This window comes from Streptomyces luteoverticillatus (genome assembly GCF_003970715.1).
Lineage (GTDB): Bacteria > Actinomycetota > Actinomycetes > Streptomycetales > Streptomycetaceae > Streptomyces > Streptomyces abikoensis.
Genome location: NZ_CP034587.1, coordinates 105,636 through 132,401 on the forward strand (window position 1 = coordinate 105,636; position 26,766 = coordinate 132,401).

Consider the following 26,766-nt stretch of genomic DNA (forward strand, 5'->3'; position numbering starts at 1 on the left):
GGAGAGGCAGCGATGGTCATGCGCATCCCCGGTCCCGAGCCCCGGGCGGACGGCGGCGTGGGCGCCGTGGCGGCGGCGGGCGGACTGCACATCTATCAGTTGCGGCTGCACGCCGAGTACGGGCCCGTCGTACGGTTCCAGCTGCCCGGCGCGGAGACGGCCGTTTCGGTCGCCGACCCCGTGCTGCTGGAGGCGACGGCTCACATCGACAAGCGCCCCGAGCGGCTGTTCGAGTTCCTCGCGCCGCTGTGCGAGGCGGGGAACCTTCAGGTGTTGCCGGCCGACGAGCACACGCCGTGGCGGCGTCTGCTCTTGTCGGTGCTGGCCGGGCGGCCTTCCCACGAGCGGCACTTCGCGCGGTTCACCACGCTGACGACGGAGGTCGCCGATCGCTGGGCCGAGCGGGCCGGCCGTGGGCCCGTCGAGCCGCAGAAGGACCTCACCGCGCTGTCGCTGCGGATGATCTGCGCGTACGCGCTGGGCGGCGACGTCGAGGATCCCGACCGGATCGTCACCGCCTTCGAGGAGGTGCTCACCGAATATCTGGGACGGCTCTACCGGGCGCCGGGCGCGGAGAGGGGCGACAACACGGAGGGCGCGGAGGAGGCTCTCGCCCATCTGCGCGCGGTGGTCGACCGGGTGGTCGCGGCGCGGCGCGCGGGCCGCCGGGTGGACCGGAGCGATCTGGTCGGGGCGCTCGTCGACGCCGGTGAGCGGCCCGCCCGGATCCGCGACACCGTCATGATGACGATGCTGGCGGCCCATCACACGACCGGGGTGGCCGTGTCGTGGACCCTGCATCTGCTGGGCCGGCACCCGGAGGTGGCCGAACGCGTCGCCGAGGAGCTCGACCGTGTCCTGGGCGACCTCGCGGCACCCGGGTACGCCGATCTGCGGCGGCTCACATACCTGGAGATGGTCCTCAAGGAGGCGATGCGGCTGTACCCACCGGGCCCGTACGGCGCGCGGGAGACGACCGAGGCGCTGGTCCTGGGCGAGTACGAGATACCGGCCGGGGCGACGGTCTTCTATCCGTTCTGGGCGGTCCACATGAACGCCGACTACTGGCCGGAGCCCGAGAAGTTCGTGCCCGAGCGGTTCACGCCGGAGGAGGTGGCCAAGCGGCCGCGGCTGGCCTACGTCCCCTTCGGGCTCGGGCCGCGCGGTTGCGAGGGCGCGGGGCTGGCCATGGTCGAGGCCGAGCTGGTCCTGGCCGTGCTGCTCAAGCGGTTCCGGTTCCGGCCCGTGCCAGGGCACGAGGTGACGCCGATCGAACGGTTCGTGCTCTGGGCGGCCGACGACATCCGTATGTTCGTGAGCCCCAGGGTTTCGGGGTAGACGGCGGCGCGGGGCCGGTTCAGGGGGCGATGAGCACCTTCAGGGCCTCGCGGTCCGCCATGGCGCGGTAGCCGCCCGGGACGCCGTCCAGGTCGACAGTGCGGTCGAAGACCCTGCCGGGTTCGATCGTGCCGTCGAGGACGTCGGGGAGCAGTTCCTCGATGTAGGCGCGGGCGGGCGCGACACCGCCGGTGAGGGTGACGTTGCGGCTGAACATCTCGTACCCGGCCGGTCCCTCCTCGTACTGCGGCACACCGACCCTGCTGACCACTCCGCCGTCGCGCACCACCGCGAGTGCCGTGGTGAGCGCGGGCTTGGTGCCGACGCACTCCAGTACGGCGTGGGTGCCCTCGCCGCCGGTCAACTCCCTTACGCGCGCGATGCCTTCGTCGCCGCGTTCGGGGATCACGTCGGTGGCCCCGAAGTCGCGTCCGAGGGCGGTGCGGGCCTCGTGGCGGCCCATCAGCAGGATCCGCTCGGCGCCGAGCCGCCTGGCCGCCAGCACCGCCGACAGGCCGACGGCGCCGTCGCCGATGACCGTCACCGTCGTCCGGGCGTCGACCCCGGCGGTGACGGCGCAGTGGTGGCCGGTGCAGAAGACGTCGGAGAGGGTGAGCAGCGAGGGCAGTAGGTCCGAGTCCTCACCGACGGGCAGTTTCACCAGGGTGCCCTGGGCCCAGGGGCTGCGTACGGCCTCGCCCTGGCCGCCGTCCACGCCGTTCTGGCCCCAGTACCCGCCGCGCGGGCAGGAGGTGTGGAGGCCCTCGGCGCAGAACCGGCAGGTGTTGTCGGCGTAGGCGAAGGGTGCGACCACGAGGTCGCCGGCCTTCGGTCCGGTGACCTCCGGGCCGGTCTCCTCCACGACGCCGAGGAATTCGTGGCCGATGCGTTCGCCCTCCTCCGTGGCCGGTCTGGAGCCGTAGGGCCACAGGTCGCTGCCGCAGACGCACGAGCGGACGACGCGCACCACGGCGTCCGTGGGGTCCTGGATACGGGGGTCGGGTACGTTCTCGACCCGGATGTCACCGGCGCCGTAGATCAGTGTCGCTCGCATGGGTCTTCCCGAGGGTGTCGTCCGGCCGATGGTGTCGTCCGGCCATGGGTCCGTCTCGCTATAGGTCTCTTTCCAGCGTGCGCCTCACTCCGAGGGCTGTCGCGCCGACCTGGGAGGCTGCCGCGCCGGCCTCCCGGCGCGAGTGCGGTCGGGAAACCCGGCCGACCCACCCGCCCCACAATCGACCGCAAAGTCCGGACCAATCATGGGATGTTCGTTTTCCGCCATCAAGTGATTCCCGTTCGGGCAGAAAAACGGTTCTCGGCTGAATTCCGGCCATACTGTCCCGTCGCTGTGACGGAGTGCGCGCGCTCTTGACAGCCATGAGTGCGCCGGGAGCCGCCGGGGCCGGAGTGCGGAACACCGGGCACCGGATGCCCCCGGTCCGCAGCTCGGATGCCGCTGCGGGGCAGGTGACCCCATCCCTTGTCCGGAAGCCGTGGGCACGGGCTCCGGGTGGCCGGTTCGCCCGGGTGTCGACGGTAGTGCTGACGGCATAGTCTCGACCAGCCGAACGCCGCCCCCGCGCGAGCCACCGGATCCTGCCGCTCTCACCGTCATGCGCTGTCGCGTTTCACCGTCATGCGCTGTCGCGCGGGCCCGGCACGTTCGGGCGACCATCACACGGACCGGAGGGGGAATACCACAGTGCCGGATCCCGGAACGATCCAGGAATACTCCATCGGGAACTACAAGCCCCACTCGCTGGCCCAGGGAAACGCGAGGTACCTCTGGGTGACCACCGAGAACAAAGCCGTCATCCGCGTCAATCCCAATGCCGGGAACAGTCAGATGGTGGTGAACCATTCGATGGTTCCCCAGCTCAGCGCCGGAATCATCAAGGACCCCGACGGTCTCCAGCGGGTCTGGTTCGCCGCTCCGGCACCGCCGGCGCAGGAAGACCCCATCGTGATCATGGAGACCACGGGGATCAACGCCATCCAGTTCTACCCCCTGGAGAACGACGCCAAGGCGGAGAGCATCAAGCTCCGGACCACCAACGTGGGATCGGGCGGCACCCCGATCCCCGAGTACAGCCTCATCTTCGCCGAGCCCCAGCACAGTTACATCGGCATCCTCACCCCCAGCCACGGCACCATCGACCGGATGCCGGTCAGCCAGAGCACCTGGCTCTGGGACGTGGCCGTCACCACGGACACCACCGGGAAGATCCACACCTACTGGGCCACGGGCCAAACCCGGACCACCACGCCCGTCAGGACCGAGAACGGCCTCTACCGCCGCTCCCCCGGCGCGATGGCATGGGAGCGGATCGAGGTGCTCCGGGGCGGCCAGAAGCCCTTCTACGTCATCGCGGACACGACCGCGGTCTGGCTGACCGCCACCAACCCCAACCAGGTCATCCGCTTCGACCTCGGCACCGGCACCGCGCGCACCGCGGACCTGGGGACGGCGATCCCCCAGCAGCTGACGCTCAGCCCGACGGGTGAGCTGTGGGTGGCCTCCAGCGAAGGGCTGCACGAGTTCGACGCGCGTCTGAACACGAACGGCTCCCTGGTGCGGCTGCCCAACGGTGGCGGTGCCAAGGGGATCTGCGTCGCGGCCGACGGCAAGCTCTGGTACACGAACCCGACCAGGAAGACCGTGGGCAGCTACTCGGTGCCCCCGCCCCCGTACGGGGCCCCCTCGCGCCTGGGCCGTACCCAGATCGTGGCCCAGGGCGAGACGGAGGCCCACATGAAGGACGAGGTCGCCCAGCCGCTCATCGCGGAGTACGTCGCCAACGGGCGCCCCGTGCCGGGCATCCCCCTCACCTGCCGGATCGACGCCGAGGGGGCGGCCTTCGAGGACGGCACCCACGAGCGTGTGATCATCACCGACCAGCGGGGCCGGGTCGCCCTGCCCACCGTGATCACGGGCGACGTCCAGGAGCAGGCCGTCATCAGCGTCGGCCTCGGCGACACCGAGCCGCACGCCGCCACGACCCTGACGATCACGCCGGCCTGACGGCGCGCCGCGCCACCCGGACCGTTCCAGTCCGCCGGAAGGAGAATCAGCATGCCATCCGCAGCGCCGCCGCCCCTCACCGACTCCGACACGTTCCCCATCGACGCCTCCGCCGTCGACGTGGCCTGGCACAACGACGACCAGAACGTATGGTTCGTCACCGCCCAGGGACTCATGGGTTACTTCGAGCCCCGCAGCCCCTGGGGCAACACCGTCTTCAGCCAGGGCTCGGGTGTCACCGGAACCGCCAACTCCCTCGTCAGCTGGACGGGCCACGGGGCATGGACGTTCATCACCGGGGAGCAGGGCTCGGCCTTCGTCAAGTGCATGAACGACGGCCAGTACCAGGTGTATCCGCTGAACGGCGCGACGGACTGCCGGTCGCTGGCCCTGGGCATGAACAAGCAGGGGCGCCCCCAGCTCGTCGCACCGCTGATCAGCTGGAACCAGCTGGCTTTCATCGAGGCCGGCGGCGCCGTCTCGTACTCGATGATGTACCCCGACGGCCTGTACGCGGTCTCGATCGCGTCTCAGCAGCGGGGCCGCTACTGGCTGACCTCCCCCAAGGGCAAGGCGCTGGTCGCCTACGACGCCAGCACCGGCACCTTCGGCTCCCCCGTCCTCCTCGGCGTCGAGCCCCGGGACGTCGCGGCCGCCCCGGCCGGCGACGTCGTGTGGGTGGCCACCAAGGACAAGGTCATCTTCAAGTACACCGTCGACGGCGGGACACTCACGCGCGTCGAGACGCCGTTCGCGGCCAACCGCATGCTGGCGACGGCGGACGGCACGCTCTGGTTCGTGAGCACCGCCGGTGACGCCGTCGGCTATGTGCTGCCGGACAAGGGCAGGGCGGCCACGATCCCCACGGGCCAGGGCTCACGGCCCTCGGGGCTCACCATGTCCGCCGACAGCAGGCTGTGGATCGCGCTGTCCGGACGGAAAGCCCTGCAGCGCGTGTCCCGGTACCGGCTCGCGGCGGTCTCCGGCGACGACCAGACGACGACCGTCGGGCAGCGCTTCCCCAAGCCGTTCGAGGTCAAGGCGACGCTGCTGGACGGCACTCCGGTGGGCGGGCAGAAGATCGAGTTCTCCGTCGAGGAGGGCGCCGGCGTCTTCGAGAACGGCGAGCACACCGAGATCAAGCACACCGGTTCCCAGAGCGAGCAACTCGGCTTCGCGACCAGTTCCCTGCTCACCCCGCTCAAGGAAGGCCCCTGCCCCGTCACCGCCCGCTGGACGGAGTCGGACGCCGTCGCCTCCTTCACCCACCTGACCGTCAACCCGAAGCCGGGGCAGGCGGACCGGGTGCGCTATGTCTCGGGAGCGGGACAGACCGTGCCCCCGGGCAAGTCCTTCGACAACCCGATGAAGGTGATCGTGGAGGACGCCAAGGGCAACACGGTCGAGGGCGCCCAGGTCACGTTCCGGATCCTCGAGGAGAACATGGCGTCCTTCCCCGGCGGCACGGACATCGTCCACGTGCCCAGCGGGCCCGACGGCTCCGCCGACTCCCCCGTGCTGACGGCCGGGGACAAGCAGGGCGACTTCTCGGTCCAGGTGTCGGTGGACGACACCTGGGTGAGTCTGCTCCTCCGGCAGAACATCACCTGACCGCCGCCGCACGCCCACCGTTCGACCGCACGTCCCCGGTCCCCGCGCCGGCGGGGGCCGGGGGCGGCGCGGCTCGGACGCCCGAGGGAGGACACCGCCCCGCCATGCCCGAGAACGGATCGCCGCTGCGCACGGAGTTCGACTTCGAGCTCCCCCACGGCTATGTGGACGGCTCAGGCACCGTCCACCGACAAGGCTCCATGCGGCTCGCCACCGCCCGTGACGAGCTGTCACCCCTGATCGACCAGCGCGTCCGGGAGAACCCCGCCTACCTCGGAGTCGTCCTCCTGAGCCTGGTCGTCACCCGGCTGGGGACCGTCACCGACATCCACGCGGGCGTGGTGGAACGGCTCTTCGCCCAGGACCTCGCCTACCTCCAGGACTTCTACCGGCGGATCAACGGCCTGGACTCCGGACACGGCGCCGTCGCCTGCCCCTCCTGCGGCACGGCTTTCGCGTTGCCCGCGTCGGCGCCCGGCGGCCGCCTGGGGGAAACATGACGCACCCGCCGCGCCGGCTCCGCGAGGAGACCGCCTACATCGCCTACCACTTCCACTGGGCGTACGGGGACATCCTCACCCTCCCCCACGAGGAGCGGCGCGCCTGGGTGCGTGAGATCGCCAGGATCAACAGCACGGCGGGGGAAGGCCGGTGAGCGTCGTGCGCGCGCGGGCTTGGCGCGAGCTCGCGCCCGTCGGGCTGCTGCGCCTGCCGGTGCTGTCCGCCGACGGGCCCCTGGCCTTCCGCCGGGACCTCGCGGCGTGGCGCCCGGCGCCGCTCGTCACGGCGGGCGGCCGGCTCCTACCGCGGGGCGTGCCGCTGGCACTGGGAGCGAGCATCCTCCGGGGCTTGCCCGTCGCGCCGCTCCCTCAGGCCGGTGACGGCTCGGGGGCTGTGGGGGTGCCGCCGGTGGCTGTGGCAGGGCCGCCTGTTCCTGTGGCGGTGCCGCCCGTGGCTGTGGCGGGGCCGCCCGTGGCTGTGGCGGGGCCTGGGGCTGTGCCAGTGCCCGCGCCCGTGCGCCTGCCCGTGGCGGAGGTGGTGGTGCCTGGTGGGCCTCGTGCCTCGGAGGGGCCGGGTGCGGTGAGCGAGCTCTTACGCGCCCGGCGTCAGCCCAGCCCCCGGCCTCGGGCTCGGTCCCAGGCCCGGGAAAGCGCCTCCGGGAGCGCGCCCGCTCCGGTCGCCGGGCCCGGCGTCGAACGCCCACGGGAGGCCGATGCGGTGGGCGAAGCCCCCACGAGCGTGTACGTGCGCGTCGGCGAGGAGACCGGACACGTCGCTCGTGCAGGCTCCGTCGAGGAGCGACGGAAGCCGGTCGCGCCGCCACCGCAGAGTCCGGCAGCGAGGTACGGCCCCCGGTCCGGCATGCGAGGGGCGGCCGACGCCCCCGTGCGGCCCCCGGGCCTTGCCGAGACCTCGCCGCCCGAGACGTCGCCGCCCGGGACGGTGTCGTACAGCCGGGCCGAGGCCCGCGATCCCGGCGGGCGCGAACGCCCCGCTCACGGGATCGCCCCGCATCCTCCCAGCGCGGGCCTCCCCCTGAAGCCGCCGGACAGCAAGGAACGCGCTGCCCAACGAACCGTCATCCGCCCGGGACCCGGGATCGCCCCCGCCCCACCCGGCCAAGGCGCGCCACCGCCAGGCGCCGCCGCCCGTTTCCACGTCGGGCGCCCGATCAGCCGTGTGCCCGACACGGCCATGCCCTTCGCGTTCCCCCCGCCCACACCGCCCACACCGTCGACGCCGCCTGGCGAAGCCGTCGAGGGAACGCGCACCCCGGCTCCACAGCCGCCCACCCCACCCCCCGGCGACGCCGTCAAAGGGACGCGCACCCCGCACCCCGGCCGCCCGCCACGCCCCCCGCCCCTCCCCCGCCGGACGCCTTCGCCGTCGCGCGGGAAGTGGCCCTGCGGCACGCCGGGCTGCTGGCCGAGGCCGTGCTCCCCGCGTTGGAGCCGGTGCGGCGGACGCGCCGGGTCCGTCCCCGGCCGCAGTGGCCGCCGCGGGCCGAGCCGCCGCCGGACGGTGGGGCGTGGGGAAGCACCGTCCCCCGATGAACGACCGCCGCCCGACGACCGACCCCGGAGTGTCCGTCCATGGCCGACCAGCCGTTCGCCGTCAGTTCCCACTTCCAGTTGTCCATCGGCATCCACGCCCTCGGTTCGTTCACGGCGTGCGAGGGGCTGGGCTGTGCCATGGAGGTGGAGGAGCGGGTGGAGGGCGGGACGAACGGGCACGTGTGGCAGCTGCCGACGCGGCTGCGCTACACCAACGTCGTGCTCAGCAGGCCGCTGACGCGGGAGACCGTGCTCGTGTGGGCGTGGATGCAGCAGCAGATGGTCGAGCCCATGCGGCTTCCCGGGCAGCTCGTGGCGCTCGGCCCGGACCGGAGACCGCTCGTGCGGTGGCTGCTCGACGGGGTGCTGCCGGTGCGCTGGAGCGGTCCGGGGTTCGACGTCGAGCAGTCCCAAGCGGCCCGCGAAACCTTGGAGATCGCCCACAACGGGTTCCTCGGCATCACCGTCTGACGACAGGTCGGCCAAGCCCGGTCGGAGAGGAACGCATGCTGTCCGAGTTGCTCGGCGGCGCACCCGTGCGCGCCGCCCTCGTGATCTACGATCCCCCGACGGGTGCGGGGACCTCCCCGGGGCCCGAGCGCGGCCGGGTCAAGCTGCAGTTCAACCCGGAGCGGGTGCGGGTCGGCAAGCAGGCCGTCTGGGACCGCAGCCGGGCGCCGTCCAACGGGGAGGCGGCGCGGGCGCAGTTCGTGGGGGCGCAGCCGCGGACGATGACGCTGGACGTGTTCCTGGACGCCTCCGGTCCGGGCCCGAGCGTGCAGGACCAGGTGGAGAAGCTGCTCGACTGCTGTGCTCCGACCGCGCGGAGCACGGCGTCGAAGCCGGCTTCCGCACCATGGGTGCGGCTGGCGTGGGGGCATGCGCGGACGACGGCGTTTCTCGCCCTGGTGACGCGGGTGGACGCGGAGTACACGCGGTTCGGGCACGACGGGACGCCGTTGCGCGCCCAGTGCGCCGTCTCCCTGGAGGAGGTCGGGGGGACGGTGCCCCGGCAGAATCCGACGTCGGGCGGTGACGGGCCGGTGGGCACGCACCTGGTGGTCGCCGGGGACAGTCTGGCGGGGCTGGCCTGGCAGGCGTACGGGGATCCGGGGCGGTGGCGGGAGATCGCGCAGGCGAACGACGTCGACGATCCGGCCCGGGTGCCGGTGGGCACGGTGCTGGTGCTGCCGGTGCTGGAGGAGCGTGTAGCGGGGGGTGCCGGGTGACGGAGAGGCTGTACGCGGCGGAGCCCATCGTGGCCTTCCGCTCGCCCCTGCGGGAGGAGTGGGCCGACCAGTTGGTCGAGGCGCGGGTGGAGACGGCGGTGGGGGTGCCGGCCGGGGCGACACTGCGGTTCCGGGATCCCGCGCACCGGCTGCTGGCCTCGGCCGGGATCGCGGTGGGGGTGCCGGTGACCGTTTCGGTGGCCGTGGCGCGGCGCCGGACCCGGGTGGGGATCTTCGACGGTGAGGTCACGGCGCTGGAGACCGAGGTGGACTCGGACGGGACGTTCACGACCGTGCGGGCCACGGACCGGGGGCAGCGGCTGGCGCGGGGGCGGCGGGTGGCCGCGTACGTGGACACCACGGTGGCCGAGGTGGTCGGGCAGGCCGTGGCCCGGCACGGGCTGAAGGCGGGCCGCGTCGACGCGGAGCGCACCCGGATCCCGTATCTGGCCCAGCCCAACCTGACGGACTGGGAGTTGCTGCGTCATCTCGCCGACCAGCGGGGGCTGCGGCTGTCGGTCGAGGGGGACACCGTCCATATAAGCCGCCCGGCGGCGGCGGGCGGCGCGCCCGCGCCGGGTACGGGGGCGGATCGCAGTCCGTTCGTCCTGGAGCTCGGGGAGAACCTGCTGGCGTTGCGTGCCTCGGTGTCGTCCGAGGGGCAGGTGGCGGGGGTGGAGGTGCGCGGGTGGGATCCGGCCGGCAAGGCCGCGGTGTCGGCGCGGGCCGGGGCCGGGGACAGCTCGCGGCTGCGGCTGGGGGTCACGCCCGCGCGGCTGGGCACGGCGTTCCCGGGCGCGGCGCCGGATCTGCTCGTCGCCGGCCGGGGTTACACCACCGCCGGGCAGGTGGACGTGGCGGCGCACGCGCTGGCGCAGGAGGCGGCGGCCGGGATGGCGGCGCTGTCCGCCGAGGTGGCGGGAACGCCCGAGCTCGCGGCGGGGGTGCCGGTGACGCTGGCCGGGGTGGGTGAGCCGTTCGCCGGCAAGTACACGCTCACCTCCTGCCGCCACACCTTCGACGGTGACCACGGCTACCGGACGGAGGTGGGGGTCGGCCCGTTGCCGCCGCCCGTCGTGCCGTATCCGCCGGCGCTGTCCTCGTTGGGGGTGGCGGTGGGGATCGTCACGGACATCAAGGAACCGGGGCAGGGCGAGCGCGGTGCCGTACGGCTGCGTCTGCCGTGGCTGTCGCAGGACTATGTGACCGATTGGGCGCGTACCGTGCAGTGGGGTGGTGCCGGTGGTGGTGGGGTCTTCCCCGTGGAGGCCGGGGACGAGGTGCTCGTCGGCTTCGAGCACGGGCGGCTCGACCGGCCGTACGTCCTCGGTGGGCTGTACAACGGCGTCGACTCCCCCACCGACCACGGTCTTCCCTTGGTGGACTCGGGCACCGGGCGCGCCAACAGGCGTTCGCTCGCGTCCCGTTCGGGTGATCTCATGGAGCTCCTCAGCGCCGCCGACGGCCCCCAGGGCGTGCGGCTGCGGACGGGTGACGGGAAGCTGACCACTCATCTCGACCGCAAGGACAGCACCATCGTCCTGACGGCGGGCGAGGGCGGCAGAACGCTGCGGGTCTCGCTGGACGCGCGCGGCGAGGGCACCGTCACCGTCGACGCGGGCACGGGCGGCAGCCTGGTTCTCAAGGCGGGGACCGTCACCGTCACGGCCGACGACGGCAAGGGCGGCGGCGGGCTCACGCTCAAGGGGGCCACCGTGAACGTCACCAGCACCGGGCAGCTCTCGCTGGACGGGCAGCGGACCGGCATCACCGGCGACACCGTCGACATCAACTGACCTCCAACCTCGTAGCGGGAGGGTGACCGTGGACATCATCGGCGCGGGGTGGGCGTTCCCCGCCGTCATCACCGGTACGGGACGCGTGGGCCTGGCGCGCGGGGCCGAGGACGTGGAGCAGGCGATGCGCATCGTCCTGTCCACCGCGCCGGGCGAGCGGCCGATGCGGCCGGAGTTCGGCTGCGGCGTCCACGCCCTGGTCTTCGACCCGCTCGACGCCACCACCGTCGCCCGCGCCGACGCGGAGGTCCGCCGCGCCCTCGACCGGTGGGAGCCGCGCGTCGAGGTCGACGACCTGCTGTTCAGCATGGACACGACGGACGTCGGAGTGCTCTACATCGACATCCGCTACCGGTTGCGCGCCACCAACGAACCCCGCAACCTCGTCTTCCCCTTCTACACCCTGCCCGGCGACTCCCCGGTGGAGTGACCCTGTCATGGCCGACCCGTCCGTTCCCCCCGCGCCGGACCCGTCCGGTGTTCCCGTCCCCGACCTGGACGACCTGCGGTTCCAGCCGCTGGTGGACGCCGCCAAACGCGCCCTACCGCGGCGGGTGCCCGAGTGGACCGACCACAACGTCTCCGATCCCGGCATCACCCTCATCGAGGCGTGTGCCGAGCGGACCGACCAACTGCTCTACCGCGTCCATCGCATGACGGGCCGCCAGCGGTTCGCTCTGCTGCGCCTCATGGGCATCACTCCCCTTCCCGCGTCGCCGACGCGGATCGTGGTCGCGTTCACCCGGACCGACGGGTCGACCGGGCGGCGCGAGATCCCGGCGGGCACCGTGGTGCGCACCGAGGGCGAGGAGCCGGTCGTGCTGGCGACCGTGGCGCCGCTCGTCCTGGAGGGGGCGCGAACCACGGGGGCGGTGGAGGCGGACGAGCGGCTCGTGCGGGTCACCGAGGTGCTGGGCGTCGCCGACGGCCGTCCCGCCGGGCGTTTCCCGACACGCCACCGTCCTTGGCGGCCGGGCGCCCCGGTGGCGGAACCGCCGTTCGGGCCGCCGATGACCGTTCGTGTGGGGGGCGTCGAGTGGCGGGCGGTTCCGACGTTCGCCGGAGCGGGGCCGGACGACCGGGCGCACTGGTGGGACGACGCCTCGTGCGAGGTGGTCTTCGGGCCGCTGGTTCCCGCCGAGGGCGGCGCGCGGCAGCATGGGAAGGTGCCGCCGGAAGGCGCGCGGATCGGCGCGGAGTACGACGTGTTCCGGGGCCGGGAGGGCGGGGTCCAGGCCGGCGCGCCCCTGGCGGTGGCCCAGCCCGATCTGACGGCCGTCGTCGAGGCAGTCGTCGCCGCGTCCGAGGAGGCCGAGGACTGGCGGCGGGCGCTGGAACGCGCGGGCCTCGGGCTGGCGCCGCCGCGCCGCGCGGTCACGGCCGCCGACCACGAGCGGATCATCGACGAGCACGTACCGGGGCTGGCCCGGGTCCGGGTCACGGCGCTCACCCGCCCCACCGACTCCCGCGTGCCGACGGCCCTGCAGGCACCGCCCCGCCCTCCCGACGTCCTCACCAGCGCCGTCGCGGCCCGCGACCCGCTGCGGGCCGTGCACTACTACGACGACAGCGGCGTCATCACCCCGCGCGCCCTGCCCTTGGAGCAGCAGGGCGGGCCCGCCGGTGACGGCGACGAGGTGCCCGGTCCCGTGCGGGACGCGCAGTGCCTCGACGCGATGATCCGCACGGACGAGACGGCGCCCAGGCTCTGGTTCTACCGGGACCAGTGCCTCTGGGACGGGAACGACCGGTCGTCACGGCCCGTCAAGGAGGAGTTCCCCGGACTGCCCGGTAGTGCCGACGACCCGGCGCACTCGTTCTGGGCGGACCTCGACGCGGTCGCCCTGCTCGCCGATCCACAACGCGATGACGGCGCGGATGACGACGCGTACGAACTGTTCTTCTTCAAGGGCGAGACGTTCTACCACCGCGCCTACACCTACTCCGACCGGTCCTTCGTCCCGCGGGCGGAGAGCCGGGGTGTGACGTCCCTGATCTCCGAGTCCTTCCCCGGCCTCTCGCCGGAGTGCCAGGAGCAGCCGGATGCCGTGGTCGTCGTCGGCGGGGTCTTCTACTTCGTCAAGGGGACGCGGACCGAGCCCGCCGTGTGGCGCCGCGAGGACGAGCCGCTCCACGTCCTCCTCGTCCCGCACGTCACCGGTGACCCCACCGTCCGCCCACCGGACGGTGCCTTCGGCATCCCACCGCAAACCTTGGCCTCCGTGGTGGGCGTCGTCGACGCCTCCCGGCTGCTGGGCGAACGGCTGCGCGTCGGCGAACCCCGCTACCACTCCTTCGGCGTCGAGGCGACCGTACGCCCGTGGAGCAGCACGCGGGCGGACGTCGACGAGGCCCGGACAGCGGCCGAAGGCGCTCTGCGCCGCTTCTTCCACCCCACGGCCGGCGGGCCGGACGGGCGGGGCTGGCCGTGGGGGCGGCGGGTGCACGCGGGCGACGTCTTCGACGTCCTGGAGAAGGTGCCGCGGCTGCGGGGCACGACCGATGTGGCCCTCATCGACGACGGCGGGCGGCCGGTGACCTCCGTCGAGGTGTCCGACGGCGGCCTGGTCCTTCTGGAAGACGTCACCCTGCGCATCGCCCCCACGGACGGCTGACCCACGAACCCGACGACCGATCAGGAGAACCGTGACCGTGCCGACTTCCCCGACCCGTCCGCTGCCCCTGCCCGCCGTCTACGGCCACGACACCGTCGCGCAGGCGTTCGCGGCCGCGATCGGCGAGGTCATGGCGCCCGCCGAGGAGCGTCTCGACGACCTCGACGCGGTACTCGACCCGTGGCGCGCGCCGCCCGCCTTCCTCGACTGGCTGATCCGGATCAGCGGGGCCCGCGTCGAGCCGGGCTGGGACGAGATCCGGCGGCGCCGGGCCGTCGACCTCGCGGCCCGCCTGGCGGCGTATCGCGGGACGCCGTACGGGCTGGGGCTGGAGGCCCGGGAGATCCTGCGCTGGGTGCCGCCGGACTTCACGCTCGTCGTCGACGACCCGGGGCGCGTCTTCACCGACTCCGACCCCGCTCCCGGCGCCGGGCGCATGCTGACCGTCACCCTGACCGCCCCCGCCGGGCAGGACCGGCGGGCGCTGGAGAGCCGGCTCACGCGCCTGGTCCAGGCGCACTGCCCGGCGCATCTGCCCTTCAAGGCCGTCGTCACCATCGCCGGCTCCTGACGGAAAGGTCGCTCACGGATGAGTCTGCCGACACCCGAGTACGACGGGCGGACCCGCGACGAGATCGTCGCCGCGGCCGTCGCCGGCGTGCGCGGGAGGGTGGGTACCTGGACCGGGCAGGACCTGACGGACCCCGGCCGGGGCCTGATCGAGACGTGCGCCGACATGGTCATGGCCGTGCGCGACCGGCTCGATCTGGCCGCCGACCAGCGCCGGCTCCAGGTGCTGCGCCTGCTGGGCGTGCGGCCGTACAGGGCCGCGCCCGCGCGGACGGAGGCCGTCCTGCAACTCGCCGCGCCGTCGCCGGAACCGGTGGTGGTACCGGCGGGCCAGGAGGTGGCGACCCGGCCGGTGGGGGACGAGGAGCCGGTCGTCTTCACCACGCTGACGGACGCGGTGCTCAACCCGTGCGTCCTCGTCGCGGCCGGTGACTTCACGGAGGAGCGGGTGGCCGACGGCGCCCTGCGGGGGAGGCTGACCGCCTTCGGCTCCTCGGTGACGGTGGAGCCCGGCGAGGCCGCCTTCCCGGGGCCCGCCTTCCACCTCAACCTGCCCTACCTCGGCGACTTCCCCCCGCCCGGGGACGTCCCGGCGAGCGGGGCCCCGGGGCTGATCGGCGCAGGTCGGGGCGGCTCCTCCTACGCCTTGGCCGTCCTCTCGGTGCCGGTGCCGAGCACGCGGGTGACCCTGGACGTCGAGCTGGGCCGGGCCCCGTTCGGCCGCGGGGTCGTCCCGGGCCGCTGGGAGGCATGGCAGGGCACGCACTGGACCAGTTGCCGGGTGGCCACGGACACGGTGACCTCCCGCGACGCCCCGGGCCGGGTCTCCCTCGACGTGCCGCCCGCCCACGCGCCCGCGCAGCTCCTGCTCCAGAGGCCGGACGGGCAGGGCGGCTTCTTCGTCCAACGGCTGCGGGACGTCGGGCTGATCCGCTACCGCACCGAACCCGGGCAGAGCGCGCTGACGCGCGTCGCGCTCCAGCCGGTGCTCGTCGTCTCCGTCCCGGTCGTCCAGGCGCGGCTGGTGCGCGACGAGACGCTGGGTACCGCGACGGGCGCCCCCGGCGAGCGCCTTCGCTTCGCGCACCCGCCGCTCCCCCGCAGCACCGACCCCCTCGTGGTGGAAGCGGCGCTCGACGGCCGGGTGGTCCAGTGGACCCACGTCGCCTCGCTCGCGGGGTCCGGGCCCGACGACCGGCACTTCACGCTGGATCCACGCACCGGGGAGGCCGTCTTCGCTCCCGTCGTGGTCGGCGCCCGGGGGCCGCGCCGGCACGGGGCGCCGCTGCCGGCGGGAGCGGCCGTACGGATCCGCCGCTATCTGACGGGCGGCGGCGCCCGGGGCAACGTGCCCGCGCGCACCCTCACGGTGCTGCGCACTCCGCTGCCGTACGTCTCCTCCGTGACCAATCCCGCGCCGGCCGTCGGCGGCACGGAGGGCGAGTCCGCCGAGGCCTGCGCGACACGGCTGCCCCTGGGCTCTCCGCTGCCGGAACGGGCGGTCGTCCCCGGCGACTACGAGCAGCTCGCCCTGGCCGCGTCGGCGGGCATGGCCCGTATCCACCACCTCCGTGACGTCCCCCATGACGCGCTCGACCCCGCCCGCAACTACCTGCCGTGGATACCCGCGAAAACGGACGTCAGCCTCACTCTGGCGGCCGGCACGGAGCGGGTTCCCGCCGGGCTGCAAGTCACGACGGCCGACGGCAAGACGGTCTTCACGACCACCGAGGACGCCGAACGCCTCCCCCGGAAGCCGCCGGTGCGGCGTCGCTGCGGCTCACCGCCGGGGCCACCACGGCCGTCGGCATGTTCACCGCCGAGAACTACCGAGCGGAGTTCTCCGGGCCGTTCAAGGACGGTGGCGGGCTGGTCCTCGCGCTGGTGGAGATCGAGAAGACGCACGATCCACGCCATCTCACGCTCTGGGTGGCAGTGGACGAGGACCGGGCGCCGCTGGACCGTCTCGCGGTATCGGTGTTCGCGCCGAGGAAGGAGACGCCGTGGTGGGACACCTCCGCCCCGCTCGCGTACGCCTCCACACCCGCGCGCGAGATCACCGTGGCGGGTGGCGGGGAGGTCTCCGCCCATCCCGTGTCCTTGAGCGGATCGGCACGGTGGCAGGCCGCCGTCGAGCGCGGGGCACTGGCCACGACGGCGCGGAACGCCGTGGAAGCGCTGGGATCCGGGTTCCCGACGGAGGATGCATCGTGCTGGATCGCCGTCCAGATCCTCGACCCCAAGGGCACACACGACACGACGTACACGGTCTACGCCGACTCCGGAAGCGCAGGCAGCGTCCGCGCGGAGCAGTACGAGGAACTCGACGAGGGCAAGCGGCCGTTCCCGTCGTCCACCGGTGACCCCGAACAGGTCTTTCCGTTGCTGTACGCCCCGGTGTGCGGGCCGCTCCCGACGGTCCATGTGGGGGCGGAGGGCTGGACGACCGTCACCTCGTTCGAGAAGTCCGGCCCGAACGACAAGCATGTGGTCATCAACGCCAGCACGGGCCAGGTCCACTTCGGCCCCAAGGTGACGGGGGGCTCCTCGACAGCCGGGCAGCACGGTGCCATTCCGCCCGAGGGCGCCGTCATCACGGCCCACGGCACGTACAGGGCGACACTCGGCGCGGCCGCCAACGGGCTGGACCCGGGTGAGATCCGCCGCTTGAAGGAGCCGGACGAGCGTGTCGTCGGCGTGCGCAACACCTCCGCCTCGCACGACGGCAGGAACGGCTACACCGACACCAGTGGTGGCAGCACCCAGGCCGGGGTCACGCTGATGGTCGTCCCCTTCGTCACCACGGACGAACGCGGCTGGTTCCCGTACCACATGCTCACACCCACCCGGGACGCCTGCGACACCTTGCGCCGGGCGCTGCGGGCCTGCCAGCCGGAGGGGGTGCCGGTGTGGCTGGTGCGGCCCGTCTACCACGGCATCCGGTTCAACGCCCGTGTCGTGCCCGCCGACTACCGCACCGCCGAAGAGCGCGCGGAGCTGCGCGTGGCCGCCGAGCGCGCCCTCTACCGGTACTTCAGCCCCGTCGGCGGCGGCCGGGACGGAACCGGGTGGCCGCTGGGGCGCCCGGTCCACGTGGGTGAGGCGTTCCGCGTCCTGGAGGGCGTGCCGGGGGTGGGCCGGGTGGCCACCGTGGAAATGGTCCCGGTGGATCCGGTGACCGGCGTGGAGTCGCCTCCCGTCGACCGGATCGACTGCGGACCGCGCGAGACCGTCTATTCCGTCGAACACCGAGTCACCATCGCGGAGGTGCCCTCGTGAGTGGCCGCAACGGCGAGAACGGCGACACGGGGCCGGTGCCCCGGCTGGTGGCCCCGGACTGGGGCGGGGACGCCCTGGTCGTGGCCGGCCTCGCCGTACCGGACCGTCCCGGGATCACCACCGTGCCGGTGGAGGGCAATCCCCGTGCGGTGGCCGTCAGCGCCGACGGCACCCGCGCCTACACCGCGAACCATGACGCCGGAACGCTGTCCGTGGTGGACCTCGGGTCCCCGGGCCTCCCGGTGCTGCGTACCGTCGACGCCGGGAAGAACCCGTGCGCCGTGGTCGCCGGGCTGACCGGAGACCAGGTCTGCGTGGCCGCCTGGGCGGGCGACCAGGTCAGGGTGTTCGACAAGGAGGGGCTGTCGCCCGTTCCGCTGCCGGTGGGTGCCGGTCCGTGCGCGGTGGCGGCGGCCCCGGGCGGGCAGGCGAGCCTGGTCTGTGTGGTCAACGAGACGGATGCCACGGTGTCCGTGGTGGACGTGAGCACGGCCGGGTCGCCGTCCGTGGCCGCGACGGTCCACGTACCGGGGGCCACCGGGGCGATCGTGGTGGCACGCAGCGGGCGCTTCGCGTACGTCGCGAGCCGGGGCGAGGGCACGGCCGACGGCTGGGTGACGGTACTGGACCTCGACGCGCACGGCCGGGCCCTCGGCGCGCCCGTGCCCGTGGGGGCCGAGCCGAGGGCGCTGGCGCTCGGCCCCGGGGGCGACCGGCTGTGCGTGGCGAACTACGGCTCCGCGACGGTGTCCTTGGCCACCGTGGACCCGGGCACCGGACAGGTCGGAACCCCGCGTCCCGTCTCTGTCGGCCCTCACCCGGTCGCCGTCGACTTCGCCCCGGACGGAACCTCGGTCCTCGTCGTGGGCCAGACCTCGGGCACCCTGACCGCCATCCGCGTGGACACCCTGGCCGCCACGCACCTGGGCACCCCCGTCGGCGCAGTGCCGGCCGGGGTGGTCCACGGCCCGGAGGGGGCTTTCGCGTACGTCGGCGACCAGGCCACCGGCGACCTCGTCACCGTACGTACCGCACCCCGCGAGACCGACGAAATCCCGACGGGCGCGGGCTCGAAGCCAGTGAATGTCGCTGTGTCACCGGACGGCGCATGGGCCTATGCCGCCGACTCGGCGTCGGACAAGGTGGCGGTGCTCGATCTCGATACCCGCCGGCCCGGCACTCCCGTCGCCCTCGGCGCGCCTCACCAGCCGTGGGACGTCGCCATCGCCCCCGACCGGACGTTCGCCTGTGCCACCAGTCCCGGCTCGTCCTCCCTGCTCCTGCTCACCCCGGCCCCAGGGGAGACACTCACCCTCGACGGCGCGGTCACGGTGACGCCGATCGCCCTCGCGCCCGGCGCGAGTCCGTACGGCGTGGCCGTCACCCCGGACGGGCGGTACGCGGTGACCGCCGACTCCGGTACGGCCACGGTCTCCCTCGTCGACCCCAAGGGCGGCCGGTACACGATAGCGGCCCAGGCCGTCGACTGCCAGCAGCCCACCGGAGCCGCACTGTCCCCGGACGGGAGGACGTTGTACATCGCCGACTTCGCCAGGACCCCGGAGAACCAGCAAGGCGGCAAAATCGCTGTCCTGTCCCGGACCGGCCCGGGGCAGTGGCAACCGCTGGATCCCATCGACGCGACGGCGGGGCGGCTCTCGGGCCCGCACGAACCGGCCCTGTCGGCCGACGGGCTACGGTTGTGCGTCGCCAACTACCAGAACGGCACGGTCTCCGTCCTCCAGCGGGCGACGGTGGACGACGCCTGGGCCTTCCACATGGCCGTGGCCAAGACGCCCACAGCCATGCAGCGCCCCTATGGACTCGCTCTGACATCCGACGGCGGCACGCTCTACGTCTCCAACGCCGCCGGGCAGAGGGCCACGGTGGAGGTCTTCGACATCTCCACGAACCCTGCGCAATACAGGCGGACGATCACAGTCGAGAACAATGTCCCGATCCCTCCCGGCCTCGCCCTCTCCCCGGACGGACAGTACCTCTACGCGGCCGTCTCGAAGACCTGGATGAGCGACAACAACGCCTTGGGCACGGTGTACGGCACCGAACTGGCGAAGAACGATCAGCAGATGGCCATCGTGGCCACATCACCCCACCAGCCCGTCGACAGGCCCACCGGGCTCGCCTGCCGGGACGACCGGACCCTGTACGTCGTCAACCAAGGCCGCGATGAGGCCCCCACACGCGAAGCGTCTCTCGCCGTCCTCACGCTCGACGGGACACGGCTGGCGGTACAGGAGTCCAAGACCCTGCCGCTCGACAAGGCCGCCATGCCCTACTCGATCGCGGCCGCTGACGACGGCACCGCGTACATCGCCGATTTCACCAGCCGGACGGTCACCGTCCTCACTTCCGGAGTGACACCCGTTCCGGTGGGCAGCCAGGGATCCTCCAGCCCGTGGGACGTCGCCGTCACCGACGACGGCGCCTACGCGTGCGCCAGCGACCGCGCCGCCGGAGCCGTCCACTGCGTACGCCTGGCAGGCGACCATGAGGTGGTCTCGCTGGCCGTGGGCCGGGATCCCATGGGCGTGGCCTGCGCCCCGGGCGGTGCCCGGGCCTTCGTCGCCGACCACGGGGACGACAGCGTCACGGTCATCGCCCTGTCCGGAGCGGCGGGGGCGCCCGAAGTCGTGGCCACATGGCGTCATCCGCTGATCGTCGGGCCCGAATCGGTGTCGGTGTCGGCGGACGGCGCCCTGCTCTTCGTCACCAGCGAGAACAACGGAGCGTTCCTCATGCTCGACACCGCCACCGGAACCCCCCTCTTCACCGTGCCGGCCGGCCGGGCACTCGCCGGGAGCGCACCGGATCCACACCTCGCGACACCTCGGGTGTATCTCGCCGACGCCGAGGGCTCGGCCGTGTCCGTGGCCGACACCACGGCGCTCGGCCTCGTCGGCCCGACGAAGGCGGCCTTCGACCTGCGGCAGGCCCGGCGATGATCCAGCTGGTCGACCACGCCCTGAAGGCACGCATCCGGCAGGACATGACCTGCCTGCCCCCCGATTTCACGATCACCTTCCAGCCGCCCGGCCGCGAGAACGGGCTCGGCGAGACATCCGGTTCCGAGGCGGTCGGCGTCTATCTGTACGACATCCGCGAGGACCTGGACCGGCGGCAGACCGGCACGGTCTACAGGTACGAGGGGCTGCCCCTGGGCCCGCTGGGGATGCTGCGTTTCAAGCAGGCGCAGTTCGACCCGCCCCGGTACGCCCGGCTGTCGTACCTGGTGGCCGCGTGGGCGCCGGACGCGCTCATCGCCCACAACATGCTCGGCGACCTCCTCGTGGGCTTCGCCCGCGACCGGGAGCTGCCCGTGCGGCTTCCCCCGGAGCTGGAGGAGATGGAGCTGACGACGCTGCTGGACGTGGGACACCCGCCGACGGAGGACCGTGCCCTGACCGAACTGTGGAGCGCCGTCGGGCACACGCTCGTCCCCACCGTGAACGTGACCGTGACCATCCCCCTGCTGTCGTTCGTCCCGGAGTCCTATACCCACTGGGTGACCGAACCCCCGGTCGTCAACGAGGACATCAAGCCCGGTCCGGCGCCGGGGGACACGCGGTGACCGCGCCCACGGCACGTCCCTCGCGCGCGCCCGTGCCCGTCCCCGGGGACTGGCTCCTGGCCAGGCTGGCGGTCGTCGAGGCCACCGTCCGACGAGCCATCGCCTGGCGCACGGGCGAGGATCCCACGGCCGCCGAGGGCGCGCTCCCCGAGCTCGAGGAGGCGCCCTTCGACCCGTTGCGCGGGCTCTATGTCTCGGACGACATGGCCCCGCACCTCCTCGACGCACCCACCGGTCCCCTGCCGGCCGAGGCCTTCGAGGACGCTCTGGCCGCCTCGGTGCGTGCCCGGGAGGACGCGGCGACGGCCACGGGCGCGCCACCGCCCCTGCGCCGTCTCGCCGACGGGTTCGGTCTGGACGAACTCGCCACCCAGGTCCTGCTGATCGCGCTCGCTCCCGACGTCGACGCCCGGTTCGAGCGCTGCTACGGCTACCTCAACGACGACATCACCTGTCGGCACGCCACCATCGGCCTCGCGCTGACGCTGTGCGGCGTCCCGGCAGCGTCCGCGACCGCCCGCCGGCTGTTCTCCCCCGACGCGCCCCTGCGGGCCGGTGGGTTGCTGGAGGTCGTCGACGCCTCGCGCCCGTATCCGACACGGGGGCTGCGCGTCCCCGACCGTGTCACCGCGCATCTGCTGGGCGACGACGGCATGCTGGCCGCGCCACCGGCCCTGCCCCCTTTGGGGAATGGCCCCCTGGCCGAGGCGGTACGGCACGTCGACCGGCTGCTCACGCGCCCGTGGCCCGTGTATCTGCGCGACAGCGTCGACGGCACCGCCACGGCCATCGCCCGGGCGGCCCTGGCCGCGTCGGGCCGTCAGGGCCTCCATGTGGCCCTTGAGGACCCCGAGCACGCGGAGCCGTCGGCGGCCGAGGCCGTCCGGGCCGCGCTGCTCGAGGCGCGGCTGCGCGGCGACGGGCTGGTCATCGGCCCTCTCGGCTCGCACGACGACCGGTGGACACGCGCCCTGCTCGCGCCCCTCGCCGACGTGCCCGTCCCCCTCGTGCTCACCGGAAACCGGCCGTGGGACGCCCGTTGGACGCGCACGCCTCCCGTCCTGGCCGACTGCCCGCCGCTGACGCGCGCCGAACGCGCCGCGCTGTGGCGCCACGAGCTCTCCTCCCCCGTCCGGGCACCGGACCCGACGGCCGACGACCACGCCACGGCCGACCCGGCGGCGGGCGACGCCGCCGTGGCGGCCGGCACCCGGTACCGGGCGGGCCCCGCCCGGATCCACGCCGTCGCGGCCGCCGCCCGCCGGCAGGCCGCCGCGCGGGGCGTGCCCGTGGACGCCGCCGCCGTCCGGGAAGCGGCCCGTCGCTGGAGCGGTGGCGCGCTCGGCCGGCTCGCCCGGCCCGTACGACCCGCCGTCACCTGGGACGACCTGGTGCTGCCCGAACGGCCCCACGAGCAGTTGCGCGATCTCGTCCGGCGCGTCCGCCACCGCGACCGCGTCCTGGGGCAGTGGCGGATGCGGCCGGGCGGCGGGCGGGGACGCGGCGTCGGCGCCCTGTTCAGCGGCGGGTCCGGGACCGGCAAGACCCTGGCCGCCGAGGTCGTGGCCGCCGAACTCGGTCTCGACCTCCACGTCGTCGACCTGGCCGGCGTCGTCGACAAGTACATCGGGGAGACCGAGAAACACCTGGAGCGGATCTTCACGGCCGCCGACGCGGACGAGGCCGTCCTGCTCTTCGACGAGGCCGACGCCGTCTTCGGCAAGCGCACCCCCGCCCAGGACGCCCACGACCGCTACGCCAACACCAGCACGTCCTACCTGCTCCAGCGCCTGGAGTCCTTCGACGGGCTCGCCCTGCTCACCACCAACATGCACGGCAACATCGACGCGGCGTTCCTGCGCCGTCTCGACCTCGTCGTCCACTTCCCCGCTCCCGACGAGGCCCTGCGCCGGGCTCTGTGGGAGCGGTGTCTGGGCCCGGCCGTGCCACGGGACCGGGACGTCGGCCCGGCCGGGCTCGCGACGCTCGCCTCGGCCTTCGACCTGTCCGGCGGTGCCATCCGCTGCTGCGCCGTCACCGCCGCCTACCGTGCCGCCGACGCCGACCGGCCCGTGGCCATGGCGGACCTGCTGGCGGCCGTCCGCGAGGAGTACGCCAAGCTCGGCCGCTACGTGGACGAGTCGGCCTTTGCCCAGGAGGTGCGCTCGTGAGCCCGGCGCCGTCGCACGCACCGACCGCCGTCACTCGCGCGGAGGCGGCCGCCCCGGCCGCCGCCGAACCGGTGCCGGACACGGCCGCCACCCTGGCGGAGCGGCTGCGGAACCTCCAGCAGGAGGCCGGCAACGCCGCCGTCGCCCACGCCCTGACCGGCCCCGCCGGGCGGCGCACGGCCGGACAGCGCACGGCCGGGGCGCCGTTCGGCCATCGCCGGGCGCTGGCCGCGCCGGGCTGGCACCAGGCGGCCGAGCTGTACGAGCAGCGGCTGGGGGCGGCGCTGGCCGCCGCGCCGGAGGTGGGCCGTGCCGCCCGGACCGCCGTGCTGCGGCTCCACGAAGTGCTGAGCCGGGGGTTCACCCCGGACGCGGCGGCGGGCGCGTTCCTCAAGGACGACCCGCACAGCGCGGGCCAGGTGGGCATCGAGGGCGACCCCGGGGAACGGCTCCTCCAGTGGACCGCGCCGGACTCGTCGGCCACCGTCCGTGAACTGGTCACCGCCTTCTACAACGCCGCGTACTACAAGCACGGCCCGCAACCCCGCCCCTTCCCCGACGAGCGCGAAGTGTCGCTCAAGACCCTGTTGCACCGCGTGGTCCTCGGCGGGGACCTGCGGCTGGCCCGCGAGCTCGGCCTGGACACCGAGGCCCTCGACGCCCAGCGCGCCCATCTGGCCGGCACCGCGCGCGGCCTCCTCAGCCGTCTCCCGCACCCGCTGCGGCGGCAGTTCGCCGACGACGTCTTCGCTCTGGGGAACCTCACTGTGCAACAGGGCGCCGGCACGACCCTGTCGATGGGTCGCAGCCAGCGCCGCCGCACGGAGCGCCCGGACCCCTCGACCGGCCCGGGCAAGCGCACGCTGCGCGACTACCGCGACCTGCGCGTGCCGCTGAGCGAGGCCGAGACCGCCCACGCCCGCCGCAGCACCACCGACCTGTCCGTCGAGGGCCTCGACGACGACCTCGCTCCCCGGCGGCACACGGTCACTCCCGAGGCGCTCTGGGCCGCGATGACCGGGCCGGGCGAGGAAGGGCCGGAGTTCCCGCTGCCCTGGGCCTCCGGGGAGGCGGTCTTCGCCATGAGCCCCGACGACGGCTGGTACCGCAAGCACCACGAACGCGGCGCTCCCCTGGTGGCGGGCATATCGGGGACGACCACCCGGATGCTCAGCGCCTTCCACTGGCTGCGGGCCGTACCGGGCGCCGGCACCGGGGGCGGGAGCGCGTCGGAGCTGTCGGAGCGCGGGTTCTTCCTCGCCGTCGCCGCGTGGATGCTGACCGGGCGCGACCATTCGCTGTACGAGATCCTGCGGGGCGCCAAGGCCGCCGGACTGCCCGCGCTCGCGGGGCTGACGGCGTCGTCGAAGGACGTCGCCCGGATGTACCGGGACTTCGACGCGTTCGTCAGGGACACCCTGCCGACGGCCGTGCTGCCGGAGTTGCCGTACGCGGCTGGGTACGAGGAGAAGGCGCTCGCCGCCCCCGAGGACGGCGGCATGGTCACCGTGGACGACCGCACGGTGGCCGGGGCGCGCCGCAAGCGCCGCGCCCTCCTCCGGCGGCGTCCGGGCGCCGAGCTGACCGACTGGCTGGCCGGGCAGGGTCTGACGGGGGCGGAGGCGGACGCGGAGAGGTCCCGGCTGGGGGCCGGGCTCCGCCTCCCGTACCTGCTGGCGCTGGCCCAGTACACCGGGAGCAACCACCAACTCGTCAACCGCGTTCTGGCGGCTCCCGGGGCCCTGGGCGCGGCGGGGGTGCACCGGCTGGTCGACGAGATGATCTCCCTGCTGGCACAGGGCGAGGCGGTCGAGGTGCCGTACGCCACGTGGCGGGACGCGGAGCTCCAGCGGCTGATCGACGACTACCGGGCACCGGGGCTGTCCGACGCGGAGCGCTCGGTGCGGCTGGAGGCCGTCCGGGGGCGGATGCACGGCCTCGCGGGGACGTTGCGGGCCGAGGCCAAGTCGCATGCCGACATGCTCGTCGAAGCGCTGGACAAGCTGCCGCCGGTCAAGGGCGTGGTGTACCGGGCGGGCTGGGAGCTGGTGCCCCGCACACGCATGACGTTCAGCGGCTTCACCAGCACCAGCCGCAGCCGGGAGGAGGCGGAGAAGTTCCTGCCGCTCCAGCATCCGCCCACCGGCGGCCGCCGGGTGCTCTACTGCCTGGAGCTGACCGGGCACAGCGGCAGGGACATCGCCTACTTCTCCAGGGAGCCGGACGAACAGGAGGTGCTGCTCCTGCCGAAGGCGGCCTTCACGGTGAACATGCGCGACCGAGGCGAGGGCACGATGGTCGGTGGCCGGCACATGCGCTACGACTTCGTCTGGGCAACGGAAGTCGCGGGCTCCTGACCGGCCTCATATCACAGGCCGAGCCGACGGACCAGAAGACTTGTCACGTGGGCCCCTGTCTGGTGATCGTTGGATCTCCCGGATTTCAGCGAGGAGGGGGATCACGCATGCCGCAGAACGTTCCGTTGGACATTCCTTTCGAGGTACGGATCAGCCCGGATGTCGAGGCCGCGAGCGCCCGTCACATGAAGTGGCTGAAGGCGGAAGGTTTCATCACCAGCGCGTCCAATGCCGAGCGGTACCTGACGTGGGCGGTGGCGGAGCTCGCCGGCCGCTTTCACCCCGACGCGTTCGGGGACGACCTGGAACTGGGCATCCAAGGGCAGACGTTCTACTTCTTCTTCGACGACCTCTTCGACAGCCACCTGGGCAGGGATCCGCTCGCCGCCTACGAGATCTGCCAGGAGATGGCCGCGCTCGCCCGGCAAAACCCGGACGCGCCCTCGGTCAGGCCCACCTTCCCGCTCGCCCGGCTGTGGCTCGACCACTGGGAGCGGCTGCGGCAGGGCATGTCGCCGGCCTGGCGGGAGCGCGCCGCACGCCACTGGGAGCAGTACTTCCTCACCTATGTCACCGAGGCGGTCAACCGCAGGGCCGGGCTCGTCCTGGACATGAACCGGTACCTGGCGTTACGGCGGCTGGCGATAGGCGTCGAGGGCGTCCTGGACACCACCGAACGCTGCGGGGGTTTCGAAGCGCCCCCGGAGGTGCACGAGAGCACCCTCGTCCAGGAGATCCGCGAGATCACCGCGGAGGTGGTCATCCTGACCAACGACCTCCACTCGCTGGAGAAGGACGTGGCCAACGGGGAACCGGACAACGCGGTCCTACTCCTCCGCCGCGAACACGACTGCTCGCAGGAGGAAGCCATCGGCCTGCTGCGGGAGATGGTCCACCAGCGTGTCGACCGCTTCCGGCGACTCGCCGACCGGACACATGAGTTGTGCGCCTCCCTGGGGCTGTCCCCGCGGCAGCGCGACAGCACTCACCGCTTCCTGGAGGCGAACCGGGCCTGTATGCGCGGGAACTACGACTGGAGCCGGGCCACCGACCGTTACAGCCGGGTCGGGGTGGGCTTCGTCCAGCGGTCCCCGCGCATAGAGGACACCATCGCCGCTCTCAGGGATCTGTAGGG

Annotated in this window: 19 protein-coding genes; 18 read left to right on the forward strand and 1 reads right to left on the reverse strand. The window is 73.4% G+C overall.

All coding sequences use genetic code 11. The features are described 5' to 3' along the window. Window positions 1-18: 18 nt before the first annotated feature. On the forward strand, window positions 19-1,338 hold the full coding sequence (locus tag EKH77_RS00510; protein ID WP_126917795.1) for a cytochrome P450: 1,320 nt from the start codon (window positions 19-21) through the stop codon (window positions 1,336-1,338). A gap of 19 nt (window positions 1,339-1,357) precedes the next feature. Here EKH77_RS00510 and EKH77_RS00515 read toward each other — a convergent pair whose 3' ends face one another. Further along, window positions 1,358-2,392: a zinc-binding dehydrogenase gene (locus EKH77_RS00515; protein WP_126912466.1), complete on the reverse strand. Its 1,035-nt coding sequence runs from the start codon at window positions 2,390-2,392 to the stop codon at window positions 1,358-1,360. A 648-nt stretch (window positions 2,393-3,040) separates the two neighbouring features. Between EKH77_RS00515 and EKH77_RS00520 the strand changes: the two genes are divergently transcribed. The 17 genes from EKH77_RS00520 to EKH77_RS00595 all read left to right on the forward strand — a co-directional run bounded on the left by EKH77_RS00520 (window position 3,041) and on the right by EKH77_RS00595 (window position 26,764). Next, a complete protein-coding gene (locus EKH77_RS00520; RefSeq protein ID WP_126912467.1) occupies window positions 3,041-4,360 on the forward strand; it encodes a Vgb family protein in 1,320 nt (439 codons plus the stop codon). Between the two features lie 51 nt (window positions 4,361-4,411). Then, window positions 4,412-5,971 (forward strand): Vgb family protein, encoded by a 1,560-nt coding sequence (locus EKH77_RS00525; RefSeq protein WP_126912468.1) that lies wholly within the window; start codon window positions 4,412-4,414, stop codon window positions 5,969-5,971. Beyond that, window positions 5,968-6,471, forward strand: coding sequence for a hypothetical protein (locus tag EKH77_RS00530; RefSeq protein ID WP_397614409.1), 504 nt, complete (start codon window positions 5,968-5,970; stop codon window positions 6,469-6,471). Before EKH77_RS00525 ends, EKH77_RS00530 begins: the two co-directional genes overlap by 4 nt. After that, window positions 6,468-6,626 (forward strand): DUF6760 family protein, encoded by a 159-nt coding sequence (locus tag EKH77_RS32810; RefSeq protein ID WP_164737679.1) that lies wholly within the window; start codon window positions 6,468-6,470, stop codon window positions 6,624-6,626. Before EKH77_RS00530 ends, EKH77_RS32810 begins: the two co-directional genes overlap by 4 nt. Window positions 6,627-8,064: 1,438 nt before the next feature. Beyond that, the gene (locus EKH77_RS00540) at window positions 8,065-8,496 is read left to right on the forward strand and encodes a phage tail protein (RefSeq protein ID WP_126912469.1); all 432 of its coding nucleotides are present in this window, start codon (window positions 8,065-8,067) and stop codon (window positions 8,494-8,496) included. Between the two features lie 35 nt (window positions 8,497-8,531). Beyond that, window positions 8,532-9,254, forward strand: coding sequence for a LysM peptidoglycan-binding domain-containing protein (locus EKH77_RS32815; RefSeq protein WP_164737680.1), 723 nt, complete (start codon window positions 8,532-8,534; stop codon window positions 9,252-9,254). Beyond that, window positions 9,251-11,050 (forward strand): VgrG-related protein, encoded by a 1,800-nt coding sequence (locus EKH77_RS00545; RefSeq protein ID WP_164737681.1) that lies wholly within the window; start codon window positions 9,251-9,253, stop codon window positions 11,048-11,050. Before EKH77_RS32815 ends, EKH77_RS00545 begins: the two co-directional genes overlap by 4 nt. 22 nt (window positions 11,051-11,072) lie before the next feature. Continuing rightward, window positions 11,073-11,480, forward strand: coding sequence for a GPW/gp25 family protein (locus tag EKH77_RS00550; RefSeq protein WP_126912471.1), 408 nt, complete (start codon window positions 11,073-11,075; stop codon window positions 11,478-11,480). Window positions 11,481-11,487: 7 nt separating this feature from the next. Further along, window positions 11,488-13,665 (forward strand): hypothetical protein, encoded by a 2,178-nt coding sequence (locus EKH77_RS00555; RefSeq protein WP_126912472.1) that lies wholly within the window; start codon window positions 11,488-11,490, stop codon window positions 13,663-13,665. Window positions 13,666-13,702: 37 nt separating this feature from the next. After that, the gene (locus EKH77_RS00560) at window positions 13,703-14,236 is read left to right on the forward strand and encodes a phage tail protein (protein WP_126912473.1); all 534 of its coding nucleotides are present in this window, start codon (window positions 13,703-13,705) and stop codon (window positions 14,234-14,236) included. An 18-nt stretch (window positions 14,237-14,254) separates the two neighbouring features. Then, window positions 14,255-16,339 (forward strand): putative baseplate assembly protein, encoded by a 2,085-nt coding sequence (locus EKH77_RS00565; RefSeq protein ID WP_126912474.1) that lies wholly within the window; start codon window positions 14,255-14,257, stop codon window positions 16,337-16,339. Then, window positions 16,336-17,514, forward strand: coding sequence for a hypothetical protein (locus EKH77_RS00570; RefSeq protein ID WP_126912475.1), 1,179 nt, complete (start codon window positions 16,336-16,338; stop codon window positions 17,512-17,514). Before EKH77_RS00565 ends, EKH77_RS00570 begins: the two co-directional genes overlap by 4 nt. Then, a complete protein-coding gene (locus EKH77_RS00575) occupies window positions 17,511-20,477 on the forward strand; it encodes a beta-propeller fold lactonase family protein (RefSeq protein ID WP_126912476.1) in 2,967 nt (988 codons plus the stop codon). The genes EKH77_RS00570 and EKH77_RS00575 overlap by 4 nt, the downstream gene beginning before the upstream one ends. Continuing rightward, window positions 20,474-21,103, forward strand: coding sequence for a DUF4255 domain-containing protein (locus EKH77_RS00580; protein WP_164737682.1), 630 nt, complete (start codon window positions 20,474-20,476; stop codon window positions 21,101-21,103). The genes EKH77_RS00575 and EKH77_RS00580 overlap by 4 nt, the downstream gene beginning before the upstream one ends. Then, window positions 21,100-23,274, forward strand: a complete 2,175-nt coding sequence (locus EKH77_RS00585; protein ID WP_126912478.1) for an ATP-binding protein — start codon at window positions 21,100-21,102, stop codon at window positions 23,272-23,274. Before EKH77_RS00580 ends, EKH77_RS00585 begins: the two co-directional genes overlap by 4 nt. Continuing rightward, a complete protein-coding gene (locus tag EKH77_RS00590; protein ID WP_126912479.1) occupies window positions 23,271-25,631 on the forward strand; it encodes a hypothetical protein in 2,361 nt (786 codons plus the stop codon). The genes EKH77_RS00585 and EKH77_RS00590 overlap by 4 nt, the downstream gene beginning before the upstream one ends. 107 nt (window positions 25,632-25,738) lie before the next feature. Next, window positions 25,739-26,764 carry a terpene synthase family protein gene (locus EKH77_RS00595; protein ID WP_126912480.1) on the forward strand — a complete coding sequence of 342 codons (1,026 nt, stop codon included), beginning with the start codon at window positions 25,739-25,741 and terminating at the stop codon, window positions 26,762-26,764. Window positions 26,765-26,766: the final 2 nt, after the last annotated feature.